Here is a 23865-nt window from a genome sequence, read left to right as displayed (position 1 = left end):
GCCAAAATACCCCGTTGAATCACGCCTGAACGCCGGAGCTGTTAGCATGCAGGATCGCAACTTTGATGATATCGCAGAAAAATTCTCGCAGAATATTTACGGCACCACCAAAGGTCGCATCCGTCAGGCGATCCTCTGGCAGGATTTGGACGAGCTGCTAAACACCTTCCCAGCCGGGCAATTGTCGGTTTTGGATGCCGGCGGCGGAGAGGGGCAGACCGGGTGCGGTATTGCCGCCCGTGGCCATCAGGTGCTGTTATGTGATGTTTCACAGGAAATGTTGACGCGCGCTCAGCGTCTGGCGCAACAGCAAGGCGTGAGTGCTAATATGCAGTTCCGGCAGATGAGCGCTCAGCAGGTTGCCCGCGATTTGGATAAACCGGTGGATCTGGTATTGTTTCATGCGGTGCTGGAATGGATAGCGGAACCGCAGCAGGCTTTGGCCGCGTTGTATCAGGCGCTGAAGCCCGGCGGCGTATTGTCGCTGATGTTTTACAACCTCAATGGCCTGCTGATGCAAACCATGGTGTTGGGCAACTTTGGCTATTTGCAGGCCGGATTGAATAAACGTAAAAAGAAAACCCTGTCTCCCGACTATCCACGCGATCCGCAGCAGGTTTACGCCTGGCTGGTAGCGTGCGGGTTCGTGATTGAAAATAAAACCGGCATTCGGGTTTTCCACGATTATCTGCGTGACAAAAGCAAACAGAGTGACCGGTTTGATGAGGTACTGGCCCTGGAGAAACAGTATTGCCGCCAGGAGCCATTTTTAAGTTTAGGGCGTTACATCCACGTTACCGCGCGGAAACCCATAAGGCAGACGAACTATGAGTGATTTTTCCCAGACGGTCCCCGAGCTGGTGGCCTGGGCGAGAAAAAATGATTTTTCCGTCTCGTTGCCAACCGAGCGTCTGGCTTTTTTGCTGGCGATCGCCACCCTGAACGGGGAGCGCATGGATGGGGAAATGAGTGAAGGCGAACTGATTGATGCTTTTCGCCACGTCAGCGAAGGCTTTGAGCAAACCAGCGAAACGGTATTGGTCCGTGCCAACAATGCCATCAATGACATGGTGCGCCAGCGCCTGATCAACCGCTTTACCAGCGAGCATTCCGAAGGCCATGCCATTTACCGACTCACCCCGCTTGGCATCGGCATCACCGACTACTACATACGCCAGCGTGAGTTTTCCACCCTGCGTCTGTCGATGCAGCTGTCAATCGTTGCCAGCGAGCTTAAACGTGCAGCAGATGCCGCCGAGGAAGACGGCGACGAGTTCCACTGGCATCGCAACGTGTTCGCTCCGCTCAAATACTCGGTGGCGGAAATCTTCGACAGCATCGATATTACCCAGCGCATAATGGATGAGCAGCAGCAGGCGGTAAAAGACGATATCGCACAGTTGCTGAATAAAGACTGGCGCGCCGCTATTTCCAGCTGCGAACTCCTGCTGAACGAAACCTCCGGCACGCTGCGTGAGCTACAGGATACGCTGGAAGCTGCAGGTGACAAACTGCAGGCCAACCTGCTGCGCATCCAGGATGCGACCATGAGCAGCCCGGATCTTGGCTTTGTCGACAAGCTGGTTTTTGACCTGCAAAACAAGCTTGACCGCATCATCAGCTGGGGCCAGCAGGCGATTGACCTGTGGATAGGTTACGACCGTCACGTACATAAATTTATCCGTACCGCCATCGATATGGATAAGAACCGCGTGTTCGCCCAGCGTCTGCGCCTGTCGGTGCAAAACTACTTCGACATGCCGTGGGCGCTGACCCACGCCAACGCCGATCGCCTGTACGATATGCGTGATGAGGATCTGGTACTGCGCAATGAAGAGGTCACCGGCGAACTGCCCTCCGAGCTTGAATATGAAGAGTTTAATGAAATTCGCGAACGGCTGGCGGCGATGATCGAAGAAGCGCTGGCTGTTTATAAAGCGCAGCAAAAACCGCTGGATCTCGGTGCGGTGATGCGTGATTACCTGACACAATATCCGCGCGTTCGTCATTTTGACGTGGCGCGCATTGTCGTCGATCAGGCCGTACGCTTAGGTGTGGCCGAAGCAGATTTCTCCGGCCTGACTGCTCAATGGCAGGCTATTAATGATTACGGAGCCAAGGTGCAGGCACATGTCATCGACAAATATTGAACAAGTGATGCCGGTCAAACTGGCACAGGCGCTGGCCAGCCCGATTTTCCCGGCTCTGGATAGCCAGCTGCGTGCGGGGCGTCATATCGGTATTGAAGAGCTGGATAATCACGCTTTTCTGATGGATTACCAGGAGTTCCTGGAGGAATTCTATGCGCGTTACAACGTGGAGCTTGTCCGTGCGCCGGAAGGTTTTTTCTACCTGCGCCCGCGCTCGACCACGCTTATCCCGCGTTCGGTGCTTTCCGAGCTGGACATGATGGTGGGCAAAATTCTTTGCTATCTCTATCTCAGTCCTGAACGTCTGGCCAATGAAGGGATCTTCAGCCAGCAGGAGCTGCACGATGAGCTGATGACGCTGGCGGATGAGGGTAAATTGTTGAAGCTGGTTAACCAGCGCTCCACCGGTTCTGACCTCGACCGCCAGAAGCTGCAGGAGAAGATGCGTGCGTCATTAAACCGCCTGCGTCGCCTCGGTATGGTGTGGTTTATGGGGAACGACAGCAGCAAATTCCGTATTACCGAGTCGGTGTTCCGCTTTGGTGCCGACGTGCGCAGCGGAGACGACGCGCGTGAAGCGCAGCTGCGGATGATCCGTGATGGTGAAGCGATGCAGCTTGATGGTGGCCTGACGCAGAGTAATGATGGCGATGAGGATGAAAATGAAGCGGAAAACAGCGCGCCGGACAGTGCGGAGGAAGAGTAAATGATTGAACGTGGTAAATTTCGCTCACTGACGCTGATTAACTGGAATGGTTTCTTCGCCCGTACTTTTGACCTCGACGAGCTGGTGACAACACTGTCAGGCGGCAACGGCGCAGGGAAGTCAACCACCATGGCGGCTTTTGTCACCGCGCTGATCCCCGATCTGACGTTGTTACATTTCCGTAACACCACCGAGGCGGGGGCCACTTCCGGCTCGCGCGACAAGGGCCTGCACGGTAAACTGCGTCCCGGCGTCTGTTACGCTGCGCTGGACGTGGTCAACTCACTGCATCAGCGCGTAATTGTTGGCGTGCGTTTGCAGCAGGTTGCCGGCCGTGACCGCAAAGTGGATATCAAACCGTTCAGCATTCACGGCCTGCCAACGGCAATCAATCCGACGGAAATGCTGACCGAAACGGTCAATGCACGCCAGGCGCGCGTGCTGCCGCTTAGTGAGTTAAAAGAGAAGTTTGAAGCGATGGAGAGCGTGCAGTTTAAGCAGTACAACTCCATTACGGATTACCACTCGGTGATGTTCGACCTTGGCATTGTGGCGCGCCGTCTGCGCACTGCGGCCGACCGCAGCAAATACTATCGCCTGATAGAAGCCTCGCTGTACGGCGGTATTTCCAGCGCGATCACCCGCTCGCTGCGTGACTATCTTCTGCCGGAAAACAGCGGCGTGCGTAAAGCGTTCCAGGATATGGAAGCGGCGCTGCGTGAAAACCGCATGACGCTGGAAGCGATCCGCGTCACCCAGTCCGACCGCGATCTGTTTAAACATCTGATCTCAGAAGCCACTAACTATGTGTCGGCTGACTATATGCGTCACGCCAATGAGCGGCGCATCCACCTCGACGGTGCGCTGTTGCTGCGTAACGAGCTGTTTACCAGCCGCAAGCAGCGCGCCAGCGAGCAGTATCGTCATATCGAAATGGCGCGTGAACTCGCCGAACACACTGCGGCCGAAAGCGATTTGGAAACCGATTACCAGGGTGCCAGCGATCATCTGAACCTGGTGCAAACCGCGCTGCGCCAGCAGGAGAAGATTGACCGCTATGATACCGACCTCGAAGAGCTGACTTTCCGCCTTGAAGAACAGAATGAAGTGGTGGCACAAGCGCGTGAGGTGCAGGAAGAAAACGAAGCACGCAGTGAAGCCGCCGAGCTGGAAGTCGACGAGCTGAAAAGCCAGCTGGCCGACTATCAGCAGGCGCTGGACGTGCAGCAAACCCGCGCTATCCAATATCAGCAGGCGTTACAGGCGTTACAGCGCGCTCAGGACATCTGTCAGCTGCGCGATCTTAGCGTTGACAATGCCGAAGAGTGGCAGGAAACCTTCCAGGCAAAAGAGCAGGAAGCGACCGATAAACTCCTGATGCTGGAACAGAAAATGAGCGTGGCGCAGGCCGCGCACAGCCAGTTTGAGCAGGCATATCAGCTGGTGACCCGTATTGCCGGCCCGGTCAGCCGCAGTGACGCATGGCAGGTGGGGCGTGATTTGCTGCGCGATGCCAGCAATCAGCGTTACCATGCCGAACAACTACAGCCGCTGCGCAGCCGGGTCAGCGAGCTGGGGCAGCGTCTGCGTGAACAACAGGATGCTGAACGTCTGCTAAACGACTTCTGCAAGCGCTACGGCCAACAGGTGGACGCCGCCGAGCTGGAAAATTTGCAGGCCGGGCTTGAAGCGCAGATTGAACTACTCAATGACAGCGTGGCGGATGCCGGTGAACGGCGCATGGCGTTGCGTCAGGAGCTGGAACAGCTGCGCGAACGTATTGCGCGGCTGACGAAGCAGGCACCGCAGTGGCTGGCAGCGCAAGAGATCCTCTCCCAGCTGGGTGAACAGGCCGGGCAGGCTTTGGAAAACAGCCAGCAGGTCACCGAGTTTATGCAGCAGCTGCTGGAGCTGGAGCGTGAAACGACGGTAGAACGTGACGAAATCGCCGCGCGTAAGCGCGAGAGCGAACAGCAGATCGAACGCCTTAGCCAGCCCGGAGGTTCAGAAGATGCGCGTCTGAATCACCTTGCGGAACGTTTTGGCGGCGTGCTGCTATCGGAAATCTATGACGATGTCACCATTGATGACGCGCCATACTTTTCGGCGCTGTATGGCCCGGCGCGCCATGCCATCGTGGTGCCCGATCTGTCTTTGATCCGCGACCAGCTTGCTGGCCTGGATGACTGCCCGGAAGATCTCTACCTGATTGAAGGCGACCCACAATCGTTTGATGACAGCGTATTCCATGTTGAAGAGCTGGCAAAAGCGGTGGTCGTCAAGGCGGGTGACCGCCAGTGGCGCTATTCACGTTTTCCAAAAGTGCCGCTCTTTGGCCGTGCGGCGCGGGAAAATCAGCTGGAAGTGCTGCGTGCCGGGCGTGAAAAGCTGGCTGAACGTTTCGCCACCCTGTCATTTGACGTGCAGAAAATCCAGCGGCTGCACCAGTCATTCAGCCGCTTTATCGGTGGCCATATCGGCGTGGCGTTTGAACCCGACCCGGAAGCGGCAATACGTCTGCTCAACGGTCGCCGTCATGAAGTTGAGCGAGAGCTGAGCAACCACGAAAGCGAAAATCAGCAGCAGCGTCAGCAGTTTGAACAGGCGAAAGAGGGCGTAGCGCAGCTTAACCGCCTGCTGCCCCGCATCAGCCTGTTGCTGGACGATACGCTACAGGATCGTCACGAAGAGATTCAGGAAAAACTGGCTGAAGCGCAGGAAGCCGCTCGCTTTGTACAGCAGCACGGAGAACAGCTCGCCAGGCTGGAACCCATCCTGTCCGTGCTGCAAAGCGACCCGGAACAGCATGAACAGTTAACGCTGGACTATCAGCAGGCGCAGCAGCAGCAGCGTGATGCGCGCCAGCAGGCATTCGCCCTGACGGAAGTGGTGCAGCGCCGGGCGCACTTTGGTTACACCGATTCGGCGGGCATGCTGAACGGCACCAGCGATCTGAACGAAAAACTGCGCCAGCGGCTGGAACAGGCCGAAAGCGAACGCGCCCGCGCCCGCGAACAGCTGCGCCAGCATCAATTGCAGCTGACGCAATATTCACAGGTACTGGCCTCGCTAAAAAGTTCATATGATGCCAAGCGCGATATGCTGAAAGAGCTACAGCAGGAGATGCAGGATATTGGCGTACAGGCGGATGCCAGCGCCGAACAGCGCTCGCGTTTGCGCCGTGATGAGCTTTACAGTGCATTGAGTAATAACCGTGCGCGCCGTAATCAGCTGGAAAAACAGCTGACGTTCTGCGAGGCCGAAATGGACGCGCTGCAGAAAAAACTGCGCCGCCTTGAACGCGAATACCAGCAGGGGCGTGAACAGGTTGTCAGCGCTAAGGCCGGTTGGGTGGCGGTGCTGCGCATGGTGAAGGATAACGGCGTTGAGCGCCGCCTGCACCGTCGTGAGCTGGCCTATCTGGGCGGTGACGAGCTGCGCTCAATGTCCGATAAGGCATTGGGAGCGTTGCGTCTGGCGGTGGCGGATAATGAACATCTGCGAGATGTGCTGCGCCTGTCGGAAGATCCAAAACGACCAGAGCGTAAAATTCAGTTCTATATTGCCGTTTACCAGCATCTGCGCGAACGCATCCGTCAGGATATCATCCGTACCGATGACCCGGTTGAAGCGATTGAACAAATGGAAATTGAGCTGAATCGTCTGACCGAAGAGCTGACCGCCCGTGAGCAGACCCTGGCTATCAGCTCGCGCAGCGTGTCGAATATTATTCGTAAAACGATACAGCGTGAGCAGAACCGCATCCGCCAGCTGAACCAGGGCCTGCAGGCCGTCAGTTTTGGTCAGGTGAAGAGCGTACGTCTGAACGTTAACGTGCGGGAAGCGCATTCCACGCTGCTGGACGTGCTGTCAGAACAGCACGAACAGCATCAGGATCTGTTCAAGAGCAACCGTCTGACCTTCTCCGAGGCGCTGGCGAAGCTTTATCAACGCCTGAACCCACAGATTGATATGGGGCAACGTACGCCGCAGACCATCGGCGAAGAGCTGCTCGACTACCGTAACTATCTGGAGATGGAAGTGGAAGTCAGCCGTGGTTCTGACGGCTGGCTGCGTGCGGAAAGCGGCGCGCTGTCCACCGGGGAAGCCATCGGTACCGGGATGTCAATCCTGGTGATGGTGGTGCAAAGCTGGGAAGAGGAGTCGCGCCGGCTGCGCGGCAAGGATATCTCGCCGTGTCGTTTGCTGTTCCTTGATGAAGCGGCGCGTCTGGATGCGAAATCCATCGCCACGCTGTTCGAACTCTGCGACCGTCTGGAAATGCAGCTGATTATTGCCGCGCCGGAAAATATCAGTCCCGAAAAAGGCACCACCTATAAACTGGTGCGTAAAGTGTTCAACAATACTGAACATGTGCATGTGGTCGGCCTGCGTGGTTTTGCCGCTGAGCCTGCCGCTGTTACCGACCGTGAAGAAGTCAGCATATAGTGTTGGAAAAGCGTAAAAAATAGTGCTTCCAGAGTGGTAAATTAGCCAGGGTGGCATTAATCTGAATAACGGCATTTGTCACGTAACAGGCAAATGCCGTTTTCTGTTCGTATACTTATAACAACGACTCATCGTTAGTGTTTTCCAAATTAGCTGACTTAACAGGGAGCAAGGGATGTTGCTGCAGAAATCATCGTTCATTCAAGCGCTTGCGGTCGGGTGCTGCCTGTTCTCCGGGCTGGCAGTATTACCCGGCGCGGTAGCAGGTACACCACCGGTTTCCTCTGCTGTGGTGCCGGCCGTCAGCGTTACGCAGAGCCAGCAGCAAATCATTGCCGCTTTCCCTCAGGGTATAACGCCGTTTTATTTGAAAAATCTTGTGCCGCTGTATGCCAGCAATGGTATGCAGCTGATGTGGCAGGATCCGCAAGCGGTCAGGCAGTTTGAGCAACAGCTGGCTGAAGTCGCCCTCTCTGGCGTACAGCCGCAGTTTTCCCAATGGGTAAAGCAACTGACGGATCCGGCAATTAAAGGGTTGGCGCGGGATGTGGCGCTATCTGATGCGATGTTAGGTTATCTGCAGTTTACCTCCAGCGCGCCGAGTAAGGGCGAAGCCTGGCTCTACAGCACGGTGCCTTACCGGCTGGAAGCCCCGTCGATGACGGTAATAAATCAGTGGCAGCAAGCCCTTGCCAGCGGCAACCTCAACGGCTTTGTGCGCTCTCTGGCGCCCCAGCATCCGCAATATGCTCGTATGCATCAGGCGCTGAAATCCCTGCTGGCGGATACCCGGCCGTGGCCGCGTATAGTCGATAAGCAGACGCTGCGACCGGGTCAGATCAGCAATGACGTATCGGCCTTGCGTGATATCCTGCAACGTAACGGCATGATGTCATCGGCAAATGAACCCGTTAAACCCGCTGCGGAAGTGGTGGGGGCTGTCGATGCGCCATTGGTTCACGATGATGATAATGCGCAGCCGGACGCGAACTTGCTGACACGGGCTGATAATAATCGCGTAGTCAGTCCGTCGGCGAACCTGTCAGGTGATGTTACTGACTCCGCCGCTGCACCCAATGTGTTTAACGGGCAGGCGGCGTTGGGCAGCCAGGCGAATACCTATTCGCCGCAGCTGGTGGAGGCGCTAAAGCGCTTCCAGCGTTGGCAAGGTTTGGAGGCCGATGGCGCGATAGGGATGCGCACCCGCGAATGGCTGAACGTCTCGCCGCAGCAGCGGGCCACGCTGCTGGCGTTGAATATTCAGCGTCTGCGCCTGCTGCCCGATGATATGCAAAACGGAATTATGGTTAACATCCCAAATTATTCGCTGGCTTACTACGTCAATGGCCGCGAAATCCTGTCTTCACGGGTAATCGTGGGCCGTCCGGATCGTAAAACGCCATTGATGCGCAGCGCGTTGAATAATGTGGTGCTTAACCCACCGTGGAACGTGCCTACCACGCTGGTACGTAAGGATATTGTGCCGAAGGTGAAACGGGACCCGATGTATCTGTATAAGCACGGTTACACCCTGCTTGCAGGCTGGAGCAACGAAGCGGAAGTGGTTGATCCTTCAATGATTAACTGGAGTACGGTTTCTGCCGCTTCTTTCCCGTACCGCATCCGCCAGGCGCCTGGCGCCACCAACTCGCTGGGGCGCTACAAGTTCAATATGCCAAGCTCGGACGCTATTTACCTGCATGACACGCCAAATCATGGCTTGTTCCAGAAGGATATTCGCGCTCTGAGTTCCGGCTGCGTAAGGGTAAATCGTGCTTCCGATCTGGCTAATTTACTGCTGCGCGATGTCGGCTGGAACGATGCGCGTATTTCCGGCACGCTGAAAGAGGGAAATACCCGCTTTGTGCCGATCCGTCAACGCATCCCGGTCAACCTCTATTATCTGACCGCCTGGGTGGCGGAAGATGGGCAACCCCAGTATCGTACAGATATTTACAATTATGACAACACCGCGCGTTCGGGCGCACAGGTGCTGGCGCGGGCTGGGCAATTATTGCTCTAATGTCTGATTAATCAGTAGTTCTCTGGCTGTTAAGCGCAAGGGCGCATTGGTGCAACACCCGGATCAATGCGCCATTTTCGTTTATAGCCGGGTTGACGGATGTTTTCGCGCCCGGTAAGGTTCCAGCCAGCGCAGTAAATGCACAATTCCGACTATTTTAGCCAGGTAATACAGCTTTATGGATAAGATCGACTCTCATCGCCGTAAGTGGTTGACTCTGGGCGGAGCCGCCCTGGGTGTCGCACTACTTCCGAGCCAGGCCTTTGCCTCGCTTTCTACCGCTCGTCCCCGGGTACTCACTCTTAATAATTTGCACACCGGTGAAAGTCTTAAAACCGAGTTTTTTAACGGTAAAACCTACGATAAGTCTGAACTGACGCGTCTTAACCACTTTTTCCGTGATTATCGCGCCAATAAAAGTAAAAGCATCGATCCCCACCTTTTCGATCAGTTGTTCCGTCTGCAAACCCTGCTTAATACCCGTAAGCCGGTTCAGTTGATTTCCGGCTATCGTTCGCTGGCGACCAACAACATGCTGCGTGAACGCAGCGACGGCGTGGCCCGGCACAGCTATCATACGAAGGGCCAGGCGATGGATTTCCATATTGAAGGGATCTCATTAAGCAATATTCGCAAAGCGGCACTTTCGCTGCGGGCGGGCGGTGTCGGCTATTACCCGCGCAGTAACTTTGTGCACATCGATACCGGGCCGGTTCGGCGCTGGTAACGTGAAACCCTGCTGCCCTGTGGCGGCCGGCAATGGAGTATTATGAACTATCACATTATCCCGGTTACCGCGTTCGCGCAGAACTGTTCGGTGATCTGGTGCCCTGAAACCGGTGAAGCCGCACTGGTTGATCCCGGCGGCGATGCGCATAAGATTCGACATGAGATCGCCGGCCTGGGCATAACGGTGAAGCAAATCCTGTTGACTCATGGCCACCTCGACCATGTTGGCGCAGCGGCCGAACTGGCCGAACATTACGGCGTACCGGTTGTCGGGCCGCATAGGGCGGACAAATTCTGGCTGGACGGTTTGCCGCAGCAAAGCCAGATGTTCGGCTTCGACGAATGCGCGCCGCTGGCTCCGGATCGCTGGCTGCAGGAGGGGGAAGTCGTACACGTTGGCAACACCGTGCTGGAAGTGCTGTTGTGCCCCGGACATACGCCGGGCCATATTGTGTTCTTCGACCGGGAAGGCCGTTTGCTGGTTTCCGGCGATGTGATATTCAGCGGTGGCGTAGGGCGTTCTGACTTCCCACAGGGCAGCCACCAGCAGCTGATTGCCTCCATCCTGAACAAATTACTGCCGCTGGGTGATGACGTGACCTTTATTGCAGGTCATGGGCCAATGTCGACGCTGGGACGTGAGCGTATCAGCAATCCGTTCCTGCAATAATCGCCGTCAGAAGGTAAAAAAGCCTGCTTATGCAGGCTTTTTCCGTTTACAGCGCTGGTGAATCATGGGCGTGCCGCCATTGCGGCCTACGCACCAAATTACAGTACGGCGGCGATAGCCTCACACAGAGGGGCCATATTATCCGCAGTCATGCCCGCTACGTTAACGCGCCCGGAGTTCACTGCATACACGCCAAACTCTTCACGCAGCCTGAGCACCTGATCTTTCGTCAGGCCGCTGAAGGAAAACATGCCGTTTTGCGCGATAATAAAGCCGAAGTCACCTTTCGCCCCTTTTTCTTCCAGCGTCTTCACAAACAGCTGGCGCATAAGCTGAATACGTTCACGCATGTTGGTCAGCTCCTGCTCCCATTGCGCACGCAGATCGCTGTTGCCAAGGATGGTGGCAACCACCGCCGCCCCGTGTGCCGGTGGATTAGAGTAGTTCGCCCGAATGGTCGCTTTCACCTGGCTGAAAGCGGTGTTAACCACTGCAGCATCGCCGGCAACCAGGGTAAAAGCACCCACACGCTCATTGTACAGGCCAAAATTCTTCGAGTAGGAGCTGCACACGATCAGTTCCTGATGGCTGGCTGCGAAAGCGCGCAGACCTTCGGCATCCTGCTCCAGACCACGGGCAAAGCCCTGGTAGGCAAAGTCAAACAGCGGCAGCCAGCCCTTAGCCAGCGACAGTCTGGCCAGCTGCGCCCACTGTTCGGCAGTCGGATCAATACCGGTCGGATTGTGGCAGCAGCCGTGGAACAGGACGATATCACCGGCCCCGGCAGCATTCAGGCTTTGCAGCATGCCGTCGAAGTCCAGACTGTGGCTGGCAGCATCGTAATAATCGTATTCGCAAACGTCCAGACCGGCGGCAGTAAACACGTTCTGATGATTTGGCCAGCTGGGATTGCTGACCCACACACGTTTCGCGCTAGTCTGCGTGGCGATAAAATCTGCCGCAATCCGCAGTGCGCCAGTGCCTCCGGGAGTCTGCGCAGTGCGTGCACGTTGGCTGGCAATAACAGGGCTGGCGGCGCCGAACAGCAGTTCCTGAGTACAGCGGGCGAAGTCGGCAATACCGTCAATGCTCAGATAATTCTTGGTGGTTTCGTTTTCCAGCAGATACTGCTCAGCTTTTTTAACGCTGGACAGTACCGGCGTTTTGCCGGTTTCATCTTTATACACGCCAATACCGAGGTTGATCTTGTCCGGGCGTTCATCCGAGCGGAACAGATCGGCTAAGCCTAGAATAGGGTCGGCGGGTGCTGCTGCAATACGTTCAAACATAATGGGAGTCCGTTAGATTAATCTAAAGCGAAGTGTTGGCTCAGGTTACCGTCATACATAGGGATTGCCAACCGTTTGCGGCAAAAAACGTCAGGAATGAAGACAGGGAATGAAAATATTGCCCAGTCGCAACAACCGAAGCTCTGAACTCAAGGCCAAAAAAAACGGAGCCGAAGCCCCGTCCGTTAAGCATTATTCCGTAGTTAAACGGCGGAATAATGGTATTTAGAACTGGTAGACCAGGCCAACGCCAACGATGTTATCAGTAGAAATACCGGCAGCACGGGTGAAGTCGTTTTCATCCAGCAGGTTGATTTTGTAATCAACGTAGGTGGACATATTTTTGTTGAAGTAGTAGTAGGTGGCCACGTCGATGTACTTGTACAGATCCTGTTTGCCTACGTTTTCAATCTTCTTACCGACAGACTGCACGTAAGCCAGGGATGGACGCAGGCCAAAATCGAACTGGTATTGCGCAACCGCTTCGAATTTCTGCTCTTTGTTAACCATGCCGTTTACACCTACGCCGCCAACGTTACCTTTGATATAGGTGTTGTTACGGGTTTCACCGTACATCGCCGCAAGGTATACGTTGTTTGCATCATACTTAACGGCGGTCGACCAGGTTTCAGCGGTTTTGCTGCCGTTCGCGAAGTAGGCATTCTGCTGACCGTTGGTGCGATCCGATCTGGTGTAAGCAGCAGATACCGCTACGCCCTCCGGCATTGTATAAGTAACTGAGCTACCCCAACCGTTACCGTTGGCCTTTTCAATTTGACGACCGTCCGAGCTTTCTTCATTTTTACCCTGATACTGCAGCGCGAAGTCAAGACCATCAACCAGGCCGAAGAAGTTGCTGTTGCGGTAGGTGGCCAGACCGTTAGAACGACCCACCATGCCGTTATCAGAATAACCAGAATCACCGCCGAATACCGGCAGGATATCGGTCCATGCCAGTGGGTCATAGCCAACGCCGTAGTTACGGCCATAGTCGAACGCGCCATAATCAGCAAACTTCAGGCCGGCAAAGCCAACGCGGGTTTTAGAACCTGATGTACCTTCTGCTTCGGCCACGTTTGCCTGCACGTTATATTCCCACTGGCCGTAGCCGGTCAGCTGGTCGCTGATCTGAGTTTCACCTTTGAAACCGAAACGAATATAAGACTCATCGCCGTCTGCACGGGAGTCGTCTGAAAATTGGTGACGCGCATCAACTTTACCGTACAGGTCCAGTTTGTTGCCATCTTTGTTATAGATTTCTGCAGCGTTAGCGGCACCCGCTGCCAACAGAGCTGGGATCAATACTGCAAGAATGTTGCGCTTCATCATTATTTATTACCCTCGTTGGAGTTATTTGAACACCTGCCACTGCCAACAACAATTCTTTACAGAACCATGAAGAGAGTTTGGTGTCTTCCTGTGTCTGCAGGCATCTTTCCATTGGTAGCCCGGTTAATCTAGCCCGAAAATGCTACTAATCTCTTATTCTGGTAACAAGAAGAAAAATTGTATTTCAAATTGTAATAAATAAGGAAGTTTGTGAGTCAACTCTAAATTTACAAAAATAAAAAAAAGGCCGACGCAGTCGACCTCAGTATTTATATGAATTTCTTATATTTAATGCAGAGATCAGAAGGTCGCGTTACGTGGAGTACGTGGGAAAGCGATAACATCTCTTACATTTTGTACGCCGGTGACATAAGCGATTAATCGTTCGAAACCCAGCCCGAAACCGGAATGCGGTACGGTGCCATAACGGCGCAGATCGCGGTACCACCAGTAATCTTCTTTATTCAGCCCCATCTCGGCCAGACGAGCATCTAACACCTCAAGACGCTCTTCACGCTGGGAGCCACCGATAATTTCGCCAATGCCCGGAGCCAGCACGTCCATAGCAGCGACAGTTTTACCGTCGTCATTCAGGCGCATATAAAATGCTTTGATATCTTTCGGGTAGTTTTTGACCACTACCGGTGCCTTAAAGTGTTTTTCCGCCAGGTAGCGCTCGTGCTCCGAAGAGAGATCGATACCCCAGGAAACCGGGTTCTCAAACTTCTGGCCGGATGCCAGCAGGATTTCGACGGCTTCAGTGTAATTCACCTGGGCGAAATCGGTCGTTACAAAACGTTCCAGGCGTGAAACGGCATCCTTGTCTACGCGTTCCGCGAAGAAGGCCATGTCATCGGCGCGTTCGGTAAGCACCGCTTTGAAAGCGTACTTCAGCATCGCTTCCGCCAGGGCGGCATTGTCTTCCAGGTCGGCAAAGGCCATTTCCGGCTCCAGCATCCAGAACTCTGCCAGATGGCGGCTGGTATGCGAGTTTTCTGCGCGGAAGGTCGGGCCGAAGGTATAGATTTTCGAGATAGCACTGGCGTAGGTTTCGCCATTCAGCTGGCCGGATACGGTCAGAAACGCTTCCTTGCCAAAGAAGTCTTCATCGTAATTGACTTTGCCTTCCGGCGTACGCGGCAGGTTTTCCATATCCAGCGTTGATACACGGAACATTTCGCCGGCGCCTTCGGTATCAGAAGCGGTAATCAACGGGGTGGAAACCCAGAAGAAACCCTGTTCGTCGAAGAAACGATGCAGCGCCTGTGCCAGAGTATGGCGAACGCGCGCCACCGCGCCAATCAGGTTTGTACGCGGGCGCAGGTGCGCCACTTCACGCAGATATTCGATGCTGTGGCGCTTTGCCGCCATCGGATAGGTATCCGGGTCGTCGACCCAGCCGACCACTTCGACCTCGGTCGCCTGAATTTCAAAGCTCTGACCCTGACCCGGTGATGCAACGACTTTTCCCGTAATCACTACCGAGCAGCCGGTCGTCAGACGTAATACTTCATCCTGATAATTATTCAGAGAATTATTGACGACAGCCTGAACCGGATTAAAGCAGGAACCGTCATAAACGGCGATAAAGGATATACCGGCTTTCGAATCTCTTCGGGTACGCACCCAGCCACGTACGGTGACTTCACTGTCTACCGTAACCCGGCCGTGCAGTACATCCGCTACAGGCACAACGCTCATATTCGTTTCTCACTGTTAGTCTTTATCGGAATGGAATACCCCAATGCAGGGTACCGCTATGTTACTTGTCAGCGGAGGAGAAACAAGAGAAATTCGGGCACAAAGAGAGATTTATTCGGCAAGGTAAAAGCCGGGGGCAGATGCAATCTGCCCCCGCGAAGCAGGTCTAGCTGGCTTTCTTCACCAGCGGCAAATCAAAGGCTTTACGCAGGGCGCGCACGAAGGCTTTATCGTGGCAAATGGTTTTACCGGGGCTGTCTGAGAGTTTGGCGACTGGCTTACCATTGCACTCCACCAGTTTTATAACGATATTCAGCGGCTTGACCTGTGGGATATCACAGCTGAGTCGGGTACCAATGCCGAAGATGACATTGATGCGCTGCGCAAAATGACGATATAACGCCACGGCTTTATCCAAATCGAGATTGTCAGAGAACACCAGCGTTTTACTCAGTGGGTCGATGCCCAGCTGCTGATAGTGGGCTATAGCTTTTTCACCCCATTCAACCGGGTCGCCAGAATCATTGCGCAATCCCTGATAAGCATTGGCGAACTCACTGCCGAAATCGCGCAGGAAGGCATCCATGGTAATACAGTCGGTCAGGGCAATACCCAGCCGGTCGGGGTACTCGTCCAGCCAGGCCTGGAGTGCAGCGCGCTGGCAGTTCGCCAACGTCGGGCTGATTTGCTGATGGGCCTGGAACCACTCGTGCGCCTGGGTGCCCACCGGAGTAATATTCAATCGGCGGGCGATATCATAGTTGCTGGAACCAACCAGCCATGGAAAATCTTGCCGGAGGGTGCTGACAATCGCCAGCTGCACGTCGTGAGAGAAACGGCGACGGGTACCGAAATCCATCAAACGGAAACATGACATATCCAGTTCAGCGGTCAGTTGCGTAAACTGCGCCAGCTTATTTTTCAGCTGGCTGACGGCCATTTCAGCAGTGACCAGCGGTGAGCGATGACGGTGAACCACTTCACTGATCAATGCCAGCAACGGAACTTCCCACATAATCACTTCGTGCCAGGGGCCGCTGATGCGGATATCCAGCTTACCCTGCAGGTTGCGTACTGCAACCTGCGCGGGGTTATAGCGGAAGGTGCGAAGCCAGTTGAGGTAATCCTGTTTGAAAAACGGCAGGCTGGAGAGATAAGTCAACTCGTCTTCAGTCAGCGCCAGCGAGGCCATTGCCGCTATCTGCCGGACGATTTCATCCGCGTAGATGCCAAGCATATCGTCGCCCCGGCAGCGGAATTCAGCCGTTACCGTCACATCGTAATAACGATGGAAGACCGCCTGTTGCATATGAAGTTTATAGGCATCGGTGTCGAGAAGCGTGGTTAAGATCGGGGCAGCGTGTCGTGTCATGGTGCGTTTCAGCATCCTCTGGCGAAGAGCGTTATCCCTGGTTCAAAGAATATAAAGTCGCAGGAGTATAACCTGAATACGCATTTATTGAACCTGATTGCAGCACAATTAGAACAGTCTGTTTACGTATACGCTCAATGTTAATAGGGGAAACTGCCTTTTTTATTGACAACCACAGCGATTGGGCGCGATTCGACGTGGCAACATAGCGATAACAGGAATAGACTTTAACAAGTTAACTTATTACTGATGTGAGAAGGACTTATGACTCAATTGCCGCAAGCCAAAAATCGCCATGACTACCGCGCGCCTGACTATACCATTACCGATATCGACCTGACCTTTAATCTGGATGCCGGCACCACGCAGGTAACGGCCATCAGCCACATCAAACGGCTGGGTGCAAGTGGTGCCGATCTGCGTCTTGACGGTGAAGACCTGACGCTGGTATCGCTGCATGTTGACGGCAGCGCCTGGCCGCATTACCACCTGGAAGAGGGCGCGCTGGTACTACAACAGCTGCCGGAAAATTTCACCCTGAAGATTGTTAATGACATCCATCCGGATAAGAACACCGCGCTGGAAGGGCTGTATAAGTCCGGCGAGGCGCTTTGTACCCAGTGCGAAGCGGAAGGCTTCCGTCATATCACCTGGTACCTTGACCGCCCGGACGTGCTGGCGTGCTTTACCACCACCGTTATCGCCGCTCAGGCTCCTTATCCTTATCTGCTCTCTAACGGTAACCGCGTCGACGCCGGGCAGCTTGAAGACGGACGTCACTGGGTGAAATGGCACGATCCTTTCCCGAAACCCTGCTACCTGTTTGCCCTGGTGGCGGGTGACTTCGACGTGCTGCGCGACAGCTTTACCACCCGCTCCGGTCGCGACGTGGCGCTGGAAATTTTTGTTGACCGGGGCAATCTCGATCGCGCCGACTGGGCAATGACCTCGCTGAAGAACAGCATGAAGTGGGATGAGGAACGCTTCGGGCTGGAATACGACCTCGATATCTTTATGATTGTCGCCGTCGATTTTTTCAATATGGGTGCGATGGAAAACAAAGGGCTGAACATCTTCAACTCTAAATTTGTGCTGGCTAAAGCGGAAACCGCTACCGACAAAGACTACCTTGGGATTGAGGCGGTGATCGGCCATGAATATTTCCATAACTGGACCGGAAACCGCGTCACCTGTCGTGACTGGTTCCAGCTCAGCCTGAAAGAAGGGTTGACGGTATTCCGCGATCAGGAGTTCAGCTCCGACCTCGGTTCTCGTGCGGTTAACCGGATAGATAACGTGCGCAAGATGCGCGGTTTACAATTTGCCGAAGATGCCAGCCCGATGGCTCACCCCATCCGCCCGGAGCAGGTGATCGAAATGAACAACTTCTACACCTTGACGGTGTATGAAAAGGGGTCTGAAGTGATCCGCATGATGCACACCTTGCTGGGTGAAGAGAATTTCCAGAAAGGAATGCAACGCTATTTTGAGCGCCACGATGGCAGTGCCGCCACCTGTGATGATTTTGTCCAGGCGATGGAAGATGCATCCAGGGTTGATCTGTCCCAGTTCCGTCGCTGGTACAGCCAGTCCGGTACCCCGGTGCTTTCAATCCGCGACGACTACAACCCGGATCTGGAGCAATACACCCTGCATGTCACCCAGATGACGCCGCCGACTGCTGACCAGCAACAGAAGCTGCCGCTGCATATTCCGCTGGATATCGAACTGTACGACGCAAAGGGGAAGGTAATCCCGTTACAGCATAACGGTCACCCGGTGCATCATGTGCTTAACGTCACCGAAGGCTTCCAGACCTTTGTCTTTGATAACGTTTACTTCCAGCCGGTTCCTTCGTTACTGCGCGAGTTCTCCGCGCCGGTCAAGCTGGATTACCACTGGAGCGATGCCCAGTTGACTTTCCTGATGCGCCACGCGCGCAACGATTTTGCGCGTTGGGATGCGGCGCAAAGCCTGATGGCCAATTACATTAAGCTGAATGTGTCCCGGCAGCAGCAGGGACAGCCGCTATCGCTACCGCTGCATGTGGCAGATGCTTTCCGCGCCGTCCTGTTAGAGGAGAACGGCGATCCGGCATTGACCGCCCTGATCCTGACCCTGCCGGCGGAAAATGAGATAGCCGAGCTGTTTGACACTATCGATCCGCAGGCGAATACGGTAGTACGCGAAGCGCTGGTGCGCACCCTTGCCAGCGAGCTGGCTGATGAGCTGCTGGCGGTTTATCACGCCAGCCTGACGGCAGAGTACCGCATTGAACAGGCGGATATCGGTAAGCGAGCGCTGAAAAATGTCTGCCTGAGCTATCTGGCCTTCGGCGATATGGCGTTGGCGGATAAGCTGGTCAAGGCACAGTACCATCATGCCAACAATATGACCGATACCGTTGCCGCGTTGTCAGCGGCTGTGGCGGCTCAGTTACCGTGCCGTGACCCACTGCTTGCGGAGTTCGACGACCGCTGGCACCAGGATGGTTTAGTGATGGATAAATGGTTTGCCCTGCAGGCTACCAGCCCGGCGAAGGGCGTCCTGAGCCAGGTGCGGGCGCTGCTGCATCACCGCTCCTTTAACCTGAGTAATCCTAACCGCGTTCGCTCACTGATCGGGGCCTTTACGCAGTTGAACCCTTCGGCGTTCCATGCCATTGACGGTAGCGGCTATCAGCTGCTGGTGGACATCCTCACCGATCTGAATAGCCGTAACCCGCAGGTGGCGGCAAGAATGATAGAGCCATTGATTCGACTGAAACGCTATGACAAAACGCGCCAGGGGCTGATGCGCCAGTCTCTGGAGCAGTTGAAAGGACTGGATAGGCTCTCGGGCGATCTGTTTGAGAAAATCACTAAGGCTCTGAGCGCCTGATGGGGTATTCCAGACAAAATGGGCGGCTCAGGTCGCCCATTTTTTCGCTGTTTAGCGGTTAACGTTGTGCACAACGTTTTTCATGCGTGGGCACTGTGCGCTTCATCACACGATCCAACACTTCTGCTTCCAGCTCGGCCAGCCTTAACGATCCTTTTCGGCGTGGACGTGGCAGATCGACGGACAGATCCAGGCCAATCTTTCCATTCTCAATCAGCAGCACCCGGTCGGCCAGCGCCACCGCCTCGCTGACGTCATGCGTGACCAGCAGCACGGTAAAGTGGTGCTGTTGCCACAGGTTTTCGATCAGATCCTGCATCTCAATACGGGTGAGTGCATCCAGCGCGCCCAGTGGTTCATCCAGCAGCAGCAGGCCGGGACGATGGATCAACGCCCGCGCCAGCGCAACACGCTGTTTCTGGCCGCCGGACAGCGCTGCAGGCCAGTCAGTGGCCCTGTCGGCAAGGCCGACCGCCTCAAGCGCCCTGAGGGCGTTATCCTTCCAGCTTTTGCCCTTCAATCCAAGGCCGACATTATCCATCACGCTTTTCCACGGCAGCAGGCGTGCGTCCTGAAACATCAGGCGAATATCGTCGCGCACTTCGCTGAGTGGGGCGCTGCCGGCCAGCAGATGCCCGCTGCTTGATTCTTCCAGACCGGCCAGCAGTCGCAGCAGGGTACTTTTACCGCAGCCGCTGCGGCCAACCACGGCGACAAACTGGCCGGAAGGGATGTGCAGGTCGAGCGCGTTCAGCACCGTGCGGCCGTGATACTGCTTGCTGACGCCCTTGATAACCAGTGGCGTACCGGGAGTAAGGCGTGTCGGAGAGGGGGGGAACTCGCTCATGCATTTTCCTCTTTCAATTGATACGCCGGGTGCCAGCGCAGCCACACGCGCTCCAGCAGCTGTGCGCTGACGTCGGCCAGTTTACCCAGCAGGGCATAAAGAATAATCGCCACCACCACCACATCGGTCTGTAAGAACTCGCGCGCGTTCATCGCCAGATAGCCGATGCCGGAGTTGGCCGAAATGGTTTCCGCCACGATAAGCGTTAGCCACATCAGGCCGAGTGCAAAACGCACGCCGACCATGATTGAGGGCAGCGCGCCCGGCAGCAGCACCTGAATAAACAGACTCCAGCCGGACAGACCGTAACTGCGCGCCATCTCAAGCAACCCTCGGTCAATATTACGGATGCCGTGCCAGGTATTGATATAGATCGGGAACAGCGTACCCAGCGCCACCAGGAAGATCTTGGCGGTCTCATCAATGCCAAACCACAGGATGACCAGAGGGATCAGCGCCAGATGGGGCACGTTGCGCAGCATCTGCACCGAGGTATCGAGCAGGCGTTCGCCGAGTCTGGATATGCCGGTGATTAACCCCAGCAGCAGGCCAATAGAGCCGCCGATGCTGAAACCGATGGCGGCACGCCAGCTGCTGATCGCCAGATGCTGCCATAGCTCACCGCTGGCAGACAGATTGCAAAAGGTAACGACAATCGCTTCAGGCGAGGGCAGAATGCGCGTCGAAAGCCAACCTGACCATGATGCCAGCTGCCACAACACCACCAGCAACAGCGGTAGCGCCCATGGCAGCAGGGGATCTCCCATACGTTTCAGTATCCTGCTCATCTGCTTACCTCTCACCCTGTGGCACCTTTTGCGGTGCGAAATCATGAGCAACATGCTCGCCGTGGGCCTGAACGGCAGCAGGCTTCGGGACTTCCGGTATGTTGAGTTCGAGGTGCGGGAACAGCAGCTCACCGACGCGATACGCCTCTTCCAGATGCGGATAGCCGGAAAGAATAAAGGTTTCAATGCCGAGATCGGCATATTCCTGCATGCGAGCCGCGACCGTTGGGCCATCGCCAACTAACGCGGTGCCCGCCCCGCCACGAACCAGGCCCACCCCGGCCCACAGGTTTGGGCTGATTTCCAGGCGATCGCGCTTGCCGCCGTGCAGGGCTGCCATACGCTGCTGGCCTACGGAATCGGTACGTGCCAGTGCTGCCTGAGCTTTAGCAATCGTCTGATCATCCAGATGTGAAATCAGGCGGTCGGCGGCCTGCCAGGCTTCGTCATTGGTTTCGCGCACGATGACATGCAGGCGAATACCGAAGCGAACTTTGCGCCCCCGTGCTGCCGCTTTCGCCTGCACCCTGGCTATTTTCTCTTTCACCTGGGCTGGCGGTTCTCCCCACGTCAGATAGACATCAACCTGTTCCGCAGCCAGGTCCTGTGCCACCTCGGAGGAGCCGCCGAACCACAGCGGAGGTCGCGGTTGCTGAACCGGCTTAAACATCAGCCGTGCGCCGCGAACATGTACATGTTTTCCTTTATAATCAACCGTTTCCCCTTCAAGTACTCGTCGCCAGACGCGGGTAAACTCGGCGGATTCGGCATAGCGTTCACCATGATCGAGGAACACGCCGTCGCCGGCCAGCTCCTCGGCGTCACCGCCGGTCACCAGGTTAAACAACGCTCTGCCGTTGGACAATCGGTCCAGCGTTGCCGCCTGGCGCGCCGCCTGAGTCGGTGAAATCACGCCGGGGCGCAGCGCCACCAGAAAGCGCAGGCGCTGGGTGACCGGGATCAGCGAGGCGGCGACCAGCCAGGCATCTTCACAGGAGCGGCCGGTGGGAATTAACACGCCGCCAAATCCCAGACGGTCTGCGGCCTGAGCTATCTGTTGCAGATAGGCGTGATCCACCGGACGCGCCCCCTCATTGGTGCCCAGATATTTTCCATCGCCGTGAGTGGGTAGAAACCAGAATACGGAAAGACGCATTGTCCTGTTCCTCAATCAGTTGGATAAAGGGCCATGCCAGATACGGCTGGAAATATCAACCTTCACCGGCATTAAGTGGCTGGTGTAAAACAGGTCTGCGGTGTGCTGTTGCGCCCGTGCCGTTTTTTCATTCACCAGGCTTATCGTGCCGGGAGGGCGGTGATCGAGATAGCTGGCGATGACGGCTTCGGGTAGCCCCATCGCCGTGGCGAGCAGCTTCACGCTCTGTTCACGCTGGCTGCGCGTCAGTGCATCCGCCTGGCTGAAGGTATCAAGCACCTGCTGCAAGAACAGGCCGTTTTTCTGCGTAAACGGCCGGGTGGCAAGATAGAACGAACCGGTAAGATCCAGGGTGCTGCCATCTTTCAGCATGCGCGCACCACCCTGCTGAATAGCTGCGGAGTAATACGGGTCCCAGATTGCCCAGGCATCAACGTCACCCTGCTGGAAAGCGGCGCGGGCATCGGCAGGCGTCAGAAACGCCGGTTTGATATCGCTGAAGCTCAGTCCCGCTTCCCGCAGCGCCCTTAGTAACAGATTATGGGAGCTGGAACCCTTTTGGAACGCCACTTTATGCCCTTTCAGCTCGGCTACGGTTTTAATCGGGCTGTTTTCAGGTACCAGGATCACTTCAGCCAGTGGTTTAGGCGGTTCGGCTCCGACATACAGCAGGTCAGCCCCGGCGGCCTGAGCGAAAATGGGCGGGATATCACCGGTACTGCCCAGATCGATACTGTCGACGTTGAGCGCCTCCAGCATCTGCGGCCCGGCAGGGAACTCCACCCACTTGATTGGCGTATCAGGAAAACGTTTTTCCAGCAGATGATGGGACTTTGCCAGTACCATGCTGACTGAGCCTTTTTGATAGCCGATGCGGATCTGCCTGGGCGCATCCGGTGATGCTGCCGTGGCCAAACCTGTGGCCAGCAGGCCGGTGAGCAAAACGCGGGTCAATACCTGAGAGAACAATCGCATGATCAACTTCCCTGATTATACCGCGGTGGCCAACGGCAGACGACGGCGTGCAAGCGCATGCCACAAGCTATCTACCGCTTCAGCTAAACGTTCTGCCAGCAGAGGCGACAGTTCCGGATGGCGATCGTAATGGGCGATCTGGCTGTCGTCAGCGAACACACCATGCAAGACTTCCTGCGCTTTCAGCGCATTGAGCACCGGCTTTAGCGCGTAATCGACCGCCAGCATATGCGCAACGGTACCGCCGGTTGCCAGCGGCAGCACCACTTTGTGTTCCAGCGCGCGCTCAGGCAGCAGGTCGAGCAACGTCTTCAACGCGCCGGCAAACGACGCCTTATACACCGGTGTGGCAATAATTAAACCGTCCGCAGACTGCAAATCTTCCGTCAATGCCTGCAGGGCGGGGGAGTCAAAGCGGGCATACAACAGGTCTTCAGGATGAAAATTATGCAAATTCCACGGGATAACTTCGACGCCGCGCTTTTCAAGCGCCTGTTGGCAAAGTGTCAGCAATGCGGTGGAGCGTGAAGGAAAGCGGGGGCTGCCCGCCAGAGTCATAACGCGCATAACCGCTCCTTATAACCAAAAGTTATTGATTGAATGAAATAATAGGTTAACGTTCATATACTGACAGAGCGGCTTGCAGTGCTTAAATGATTTATTCGGCACATTTAAGCCGTATTTCACATATGGCACCTTATGGTGCTGCATGGTGTGGCGGCCTGGCGCAAAACAAACGTTTTTTAACGCCTTTTGCGCCTGGTCATTTCCCTTTAGCGCAGAAACCCGGATAATCCTTTC

The 23865-nt window shown here is 55.5% G+C and carries 17 protein-coding genes; 8 read left to right on the top strand and 9 right to left on the bottom strand.

Annotated features, from left to right (window positions below):
* The first annotated feature begins 46 nt into the window (after positions 1–46).
* The 7 genes from cmoM to EPYR_RS11335 all read left to right on the top strand — a co-directional run bounded on the left by cmoM (position 47) and on the right by EPYR_RS11335 (position 10727).
* Complete coding sequence (gene cmoM, locus EPYR_RS11365; RefSeq protein ID WP_012668548.1) at positions 47–835, top strand: tRNA uridine 5-oxyacetic acid(34) methyltransferase CmoM; 789 nt, start codon at positions 47–49, stop codon at positions 833–835.
* Entirely contained in the window at positions 828–2150 is a 1323-nt protein-coding gene (gene mukF / locus EPYR_RS11360; protein WP_012668547.1) for a chromosome partition protein MukF, read from the top strand. Before cmoM ends, mukF begins: the two co-directional genes overlap by 8 nt.
* Entirely contained in the window at positions 2131–2856 is a 726-nt protein-coding gene (mukE, locus tag EPYR_RS11355) for a chromosome partition protein MukE (protein ID WP_041474011.1), read from the top strand. Before mukF ends, mukE begins: the two co-directional genes overlap by 20 nt.
* On the top strand, positions 2857–7305 hold the full coding sequence (mukB, locus tag EPYR_RS11350) for a chromosome partition protein MukB (RefSeq protein ID WP_012668545.1): 4449 nt from the start codon (positions 2857–2859) through the stop codon (positions 7303–7305).
* Between the two features lie 175 nt (positions 7306–7480).
* On the top strand, positions 7481–9328 hold the full coding sequence (ldtD, locus tag EPYR_RS11345) for a L,D-transpeptidase (RefSeq protein WP_012668544.1): 1848 nt from the start codon (positions 7481–7483) through the stop codon (positions 9326–9328).
* Positions 9329–9506: 178 nt separating this feature from the next.
* Positions 9507–10055: a YcbK family protein gene (locus EPYR_RS11340; protein ID WP_012668543.1), complete on the top strand. Its 549-nt coding sequence runs from the start codon at positions 9507–9509 to the stop codon at positions 10053–10055.
* A 42-nt stretch (positions 10056–10097) separates the two neighbouring features.
* Complete coding sequence (locus tag EPYR_RS11335) at positions 10098–10727, top strand: MBL fold metallo-hydrolase (RefSeq protein WP_012668542.1); 630 nt, start codon at positions 10098–10100, stop codon at positions 10725–10727.
* 98 nt (positions 10728–10825) lie between these two features.
* On the opposite strand, the gene EPYR_RS11330 is transcribed toward EPYR_RS11335, so the two are convergent.
* The 4 genes from EPYR_RS11330 to pncB all read right to left on the bottom strand — a co-directional run bounded on the left by EPYR_RS11330 (position 10826) and on the right by pncB (position 16433).
* The gene (locus tag EPYR_RS11330) at positions 10826–12016 is read right to left on the bottom strand and encodes an amino acid aminotransferase (protein WP_012668541.1); all 1191 of its coding nucleotides are present in this window, start codon (positions 12014–12016) and stop codon (positions 10826–10828) included.
* Positions 12017–12241: 225 nt separating this feature from the next.
* Positions 12242–13345: a porin OmpC gene (gene ompC, locus EPYR_RS11325; RefSeq protein WP_012668540.1), complete on the bottom strand. Its 1104-nt coding sequence runs from the start codon at positions 13343–13345 to the stop codon at positions 12242–12244.
* Positions 13346–13645: 300 nt separating this feature from the next.
* Complete coding sequence (gene asnS, locus EPYR_RS11320) at positions 13646–15046, bottom strand: asparagine--tRNA ligase (protein WP_012668539.1); 1401 nt, start codon at positions 15044–15046, stop codon at positions 13646–13648.
* Positions 15047–15212: 166 nt separating this feature from the next.
* Complete coding sequence (gene pncB / locus EPYR_RS11315) at positions 15213–16433, bottom strand: nicotinate phosphoribosyltransferase (RefSeq protein WP_014539119.1); 1221 nt, start codon at positions 16431–16433, stop codon at positions 15213–15215.
* 249 nt (positions 16434–16682) lie between these two features.
* Here pncB and pepN point away from each other — a divergent pair, with 249 nt between their 5' ends.
* A complete protein-coding gene (gene pepN, locus EPYR_RS11310; protein WP_012668537.1) occupies positions 16683–19298 on the top strand; it encodes an aminopeptidase N in 2616 nt (871 codons plus the stop codon).
* 58 nt (positions 19299–19356) lie between these two features.
* On the opposite strand, the gene ssuB is transcribed toward pepN, so the two are convergent.
* From ssuB to ssuE, 5 genes are read right to left on the bottom strand one after another with little or no spacing between them, the layout of a single operon-like run.
* Positions 19357–20145 carry an aliphatic sulfonates ABC transporter ATP-binding protein gene (ssuB, locus tag EPYR_RS11305; RefSeq protein ID WP_012668536.1) on the bottom strand — a complete coding sequence of 263 codons (789 nt, stop codon included), beginning with the start codon at positions 20143–20145 and terminating at the stop codon, positions 19357–19359.
* The gene (ssuC, locus tag EPYR_RS11300; RefSeq protein ID WP_012668535.1) at positions 20142–20933 is read right to left on the bottom strand and encodes an aliphatic sulfonate ABC transporter permease SsuC; all 792 of its coding nucleotides are present in this window, start codon (positions 20931–20933) and stop codon (positions 20142–20144) included. The genes ssuB and ssuC overlap by 4 nt, the downstream gene beginning before the upstream one ends.
* A 4-nt stretch (positions 20934–20937) precedes the next feature.
* Complete coding sequence (gene ssuD / locus EPYR_RS11295) at positions 20938–22089, bottom strand: FMNH2-dependent alkanesulfonate monooxygenase (protein WP_012668534.1); 1152 nt, start codon at positions 22087–22089, stop codon at positions 20938–20940.
* A gap of 15 nt (positions 22090–22104) precedes the next feature.
* Positions 22105–23064 carry a sulfonate ABC transporter substrate-binding protein gene (locus EPYR_RS11290; protein WP_012668533.1) on the bottom strand — a complete coding sequence of 320 codons (960 nt, stop codon included), beginning with the start codon at positions 23062–23064 and terminating at the stop codon, positions 22105–22107.
* 15 nt (positions 23065–23079) lie between these two features.
* Positions 23080–23631 (bottom strand): NADPH-dependent FMN reductase, encoded by a 552-nt coding sequence (ssuE, locus tag EPYR_RS11285; RefSeq protein ID WP_012668532.1) that lies wholly within the window; start codon positions 23629–23631, stop codon positions 23080–23082.
* Positions 23632–23865: the final 234 nt, after the last annotated feature.

The sequence above is a fragment of the Erwinia pyrifoliae DSM 12163 genome (assembly GCF_000026985.1).
GTDB lineage: Bacteria > Pseudomonadota > Gammaproteobacteria > Enterobacterales > Enterobacteriaceae > Erwinia > Erwinia pyrifoliae.
This window is presented reverse-complemented; position numbering and strand designations above follow the sequence as displayed.

Coding starts and splice junctions, on each gene's coding strand:
- ldtD (WP_012668544.1), top strand. CDS start 7,481: ATGTTGCTGCAGAAATCATCGTTCATTCAAGCGCTTGCGGTCGGGTGC.
- pncB (WP_014539119.1), bottom strand. CDS start 16,433: ATGCTGAAACGCACCATGACACGACACGCTGCCCCGATCTTAACCACG.
- ssuE (WP_012668532.1), bottom strand. CDS start 23,631: ATGCGCGTTATGACTCTGGCGGGCAGCCCCCGCTTTCCTTCACGCTCC.
- asnS (WP_012668539.1), bottom strand. CDS start 15,046: ATGAGCGTTGTGCCTGTAGCGGATGTACTGCACGGCCGGGTTACGGTA.
- ssuD (WP_012668534.1), bottom strand. CDS start 22,089: ATGCGTCTTTCCGTATTCTGGTTTCTACCCACTCACGGCGATGGAAAA.
- ompC (WP_012668540.1), bottom strand. CDS start 13,345: ATGATGAAGCGCAACATTCTTGCAGTATTGATCCCAGCTCTGTTGGCA.
- EPYR_RS11340 (WP_012668543.1), top strand. CDS start 9,507: ATGGATAAGATCGACTCTCATCGCCGTAAGTGGTTGACTCTGGGCGGA.
- pepN (WP_012668537.1), top strand. CDS start 16,683: ATGACTCAATTGCCGCAAGCCAAAAATCGCCATGACTACCGCGCGCCT.
- mukE (WP_041474011.1), top strand. CDS start 2,131: ATGTCATCGACAAATATTGAACAAGTGATGCCGGTCAAACTGGCACAG.
- EPYR_RS11290 (WP_012668533.1), bottom strand. CDS start 23,064: ATGCGATTGTTCTCTCAGGTATTGACCCGCGTTTTGCTCACCGGCCTG.
- EPYR_RS11335 (WP_012668542.1), top strand. CDS start 10,098: ATGAACTATCACATTATCCCGGTTACCGCGTTCGCGCAGAACTGTTCG.
- cmoM (WP_012668548.1), top strand. CDS start 47: ATGCAGGATCGCAACTTTGATGATATCGCAGAAAAATTCTCGCAGAAT.
- ssuB (WP_012668536.1), bottom strand. CDS start 20,145: ATGAGCGAGTTCCCCCCCTCTCCGACACGCCTTACTCCCGGTACGCCA.
- EPYR_RS11330 (WP_012668541.1), bottom strand. CDS start 12,016: ATGTTTGAACGTATTGCAGCAGCACCCGCCGACCCTATTCTAGGCTTA.
- mukB (WP_012668545.1), top strand. CDS start 2,857: ATGATTGAACGTGGTAAATTTCGCTCACTGACGCTGATTAACTGGAAT.
- ssuC (WP_012668535.1), bottom strand. CDS start 20,933: ATGAGCAGGATACTGAAACGTATGGGAGATCCCCTGCTGCCATGGGCG.
- mukF (WP_012668547.1), top strand. CDS start 828: ATGAGTGATTTTTCCCAGACGGTCCCCGAGCTGGTGGCCTGGGCGAGA.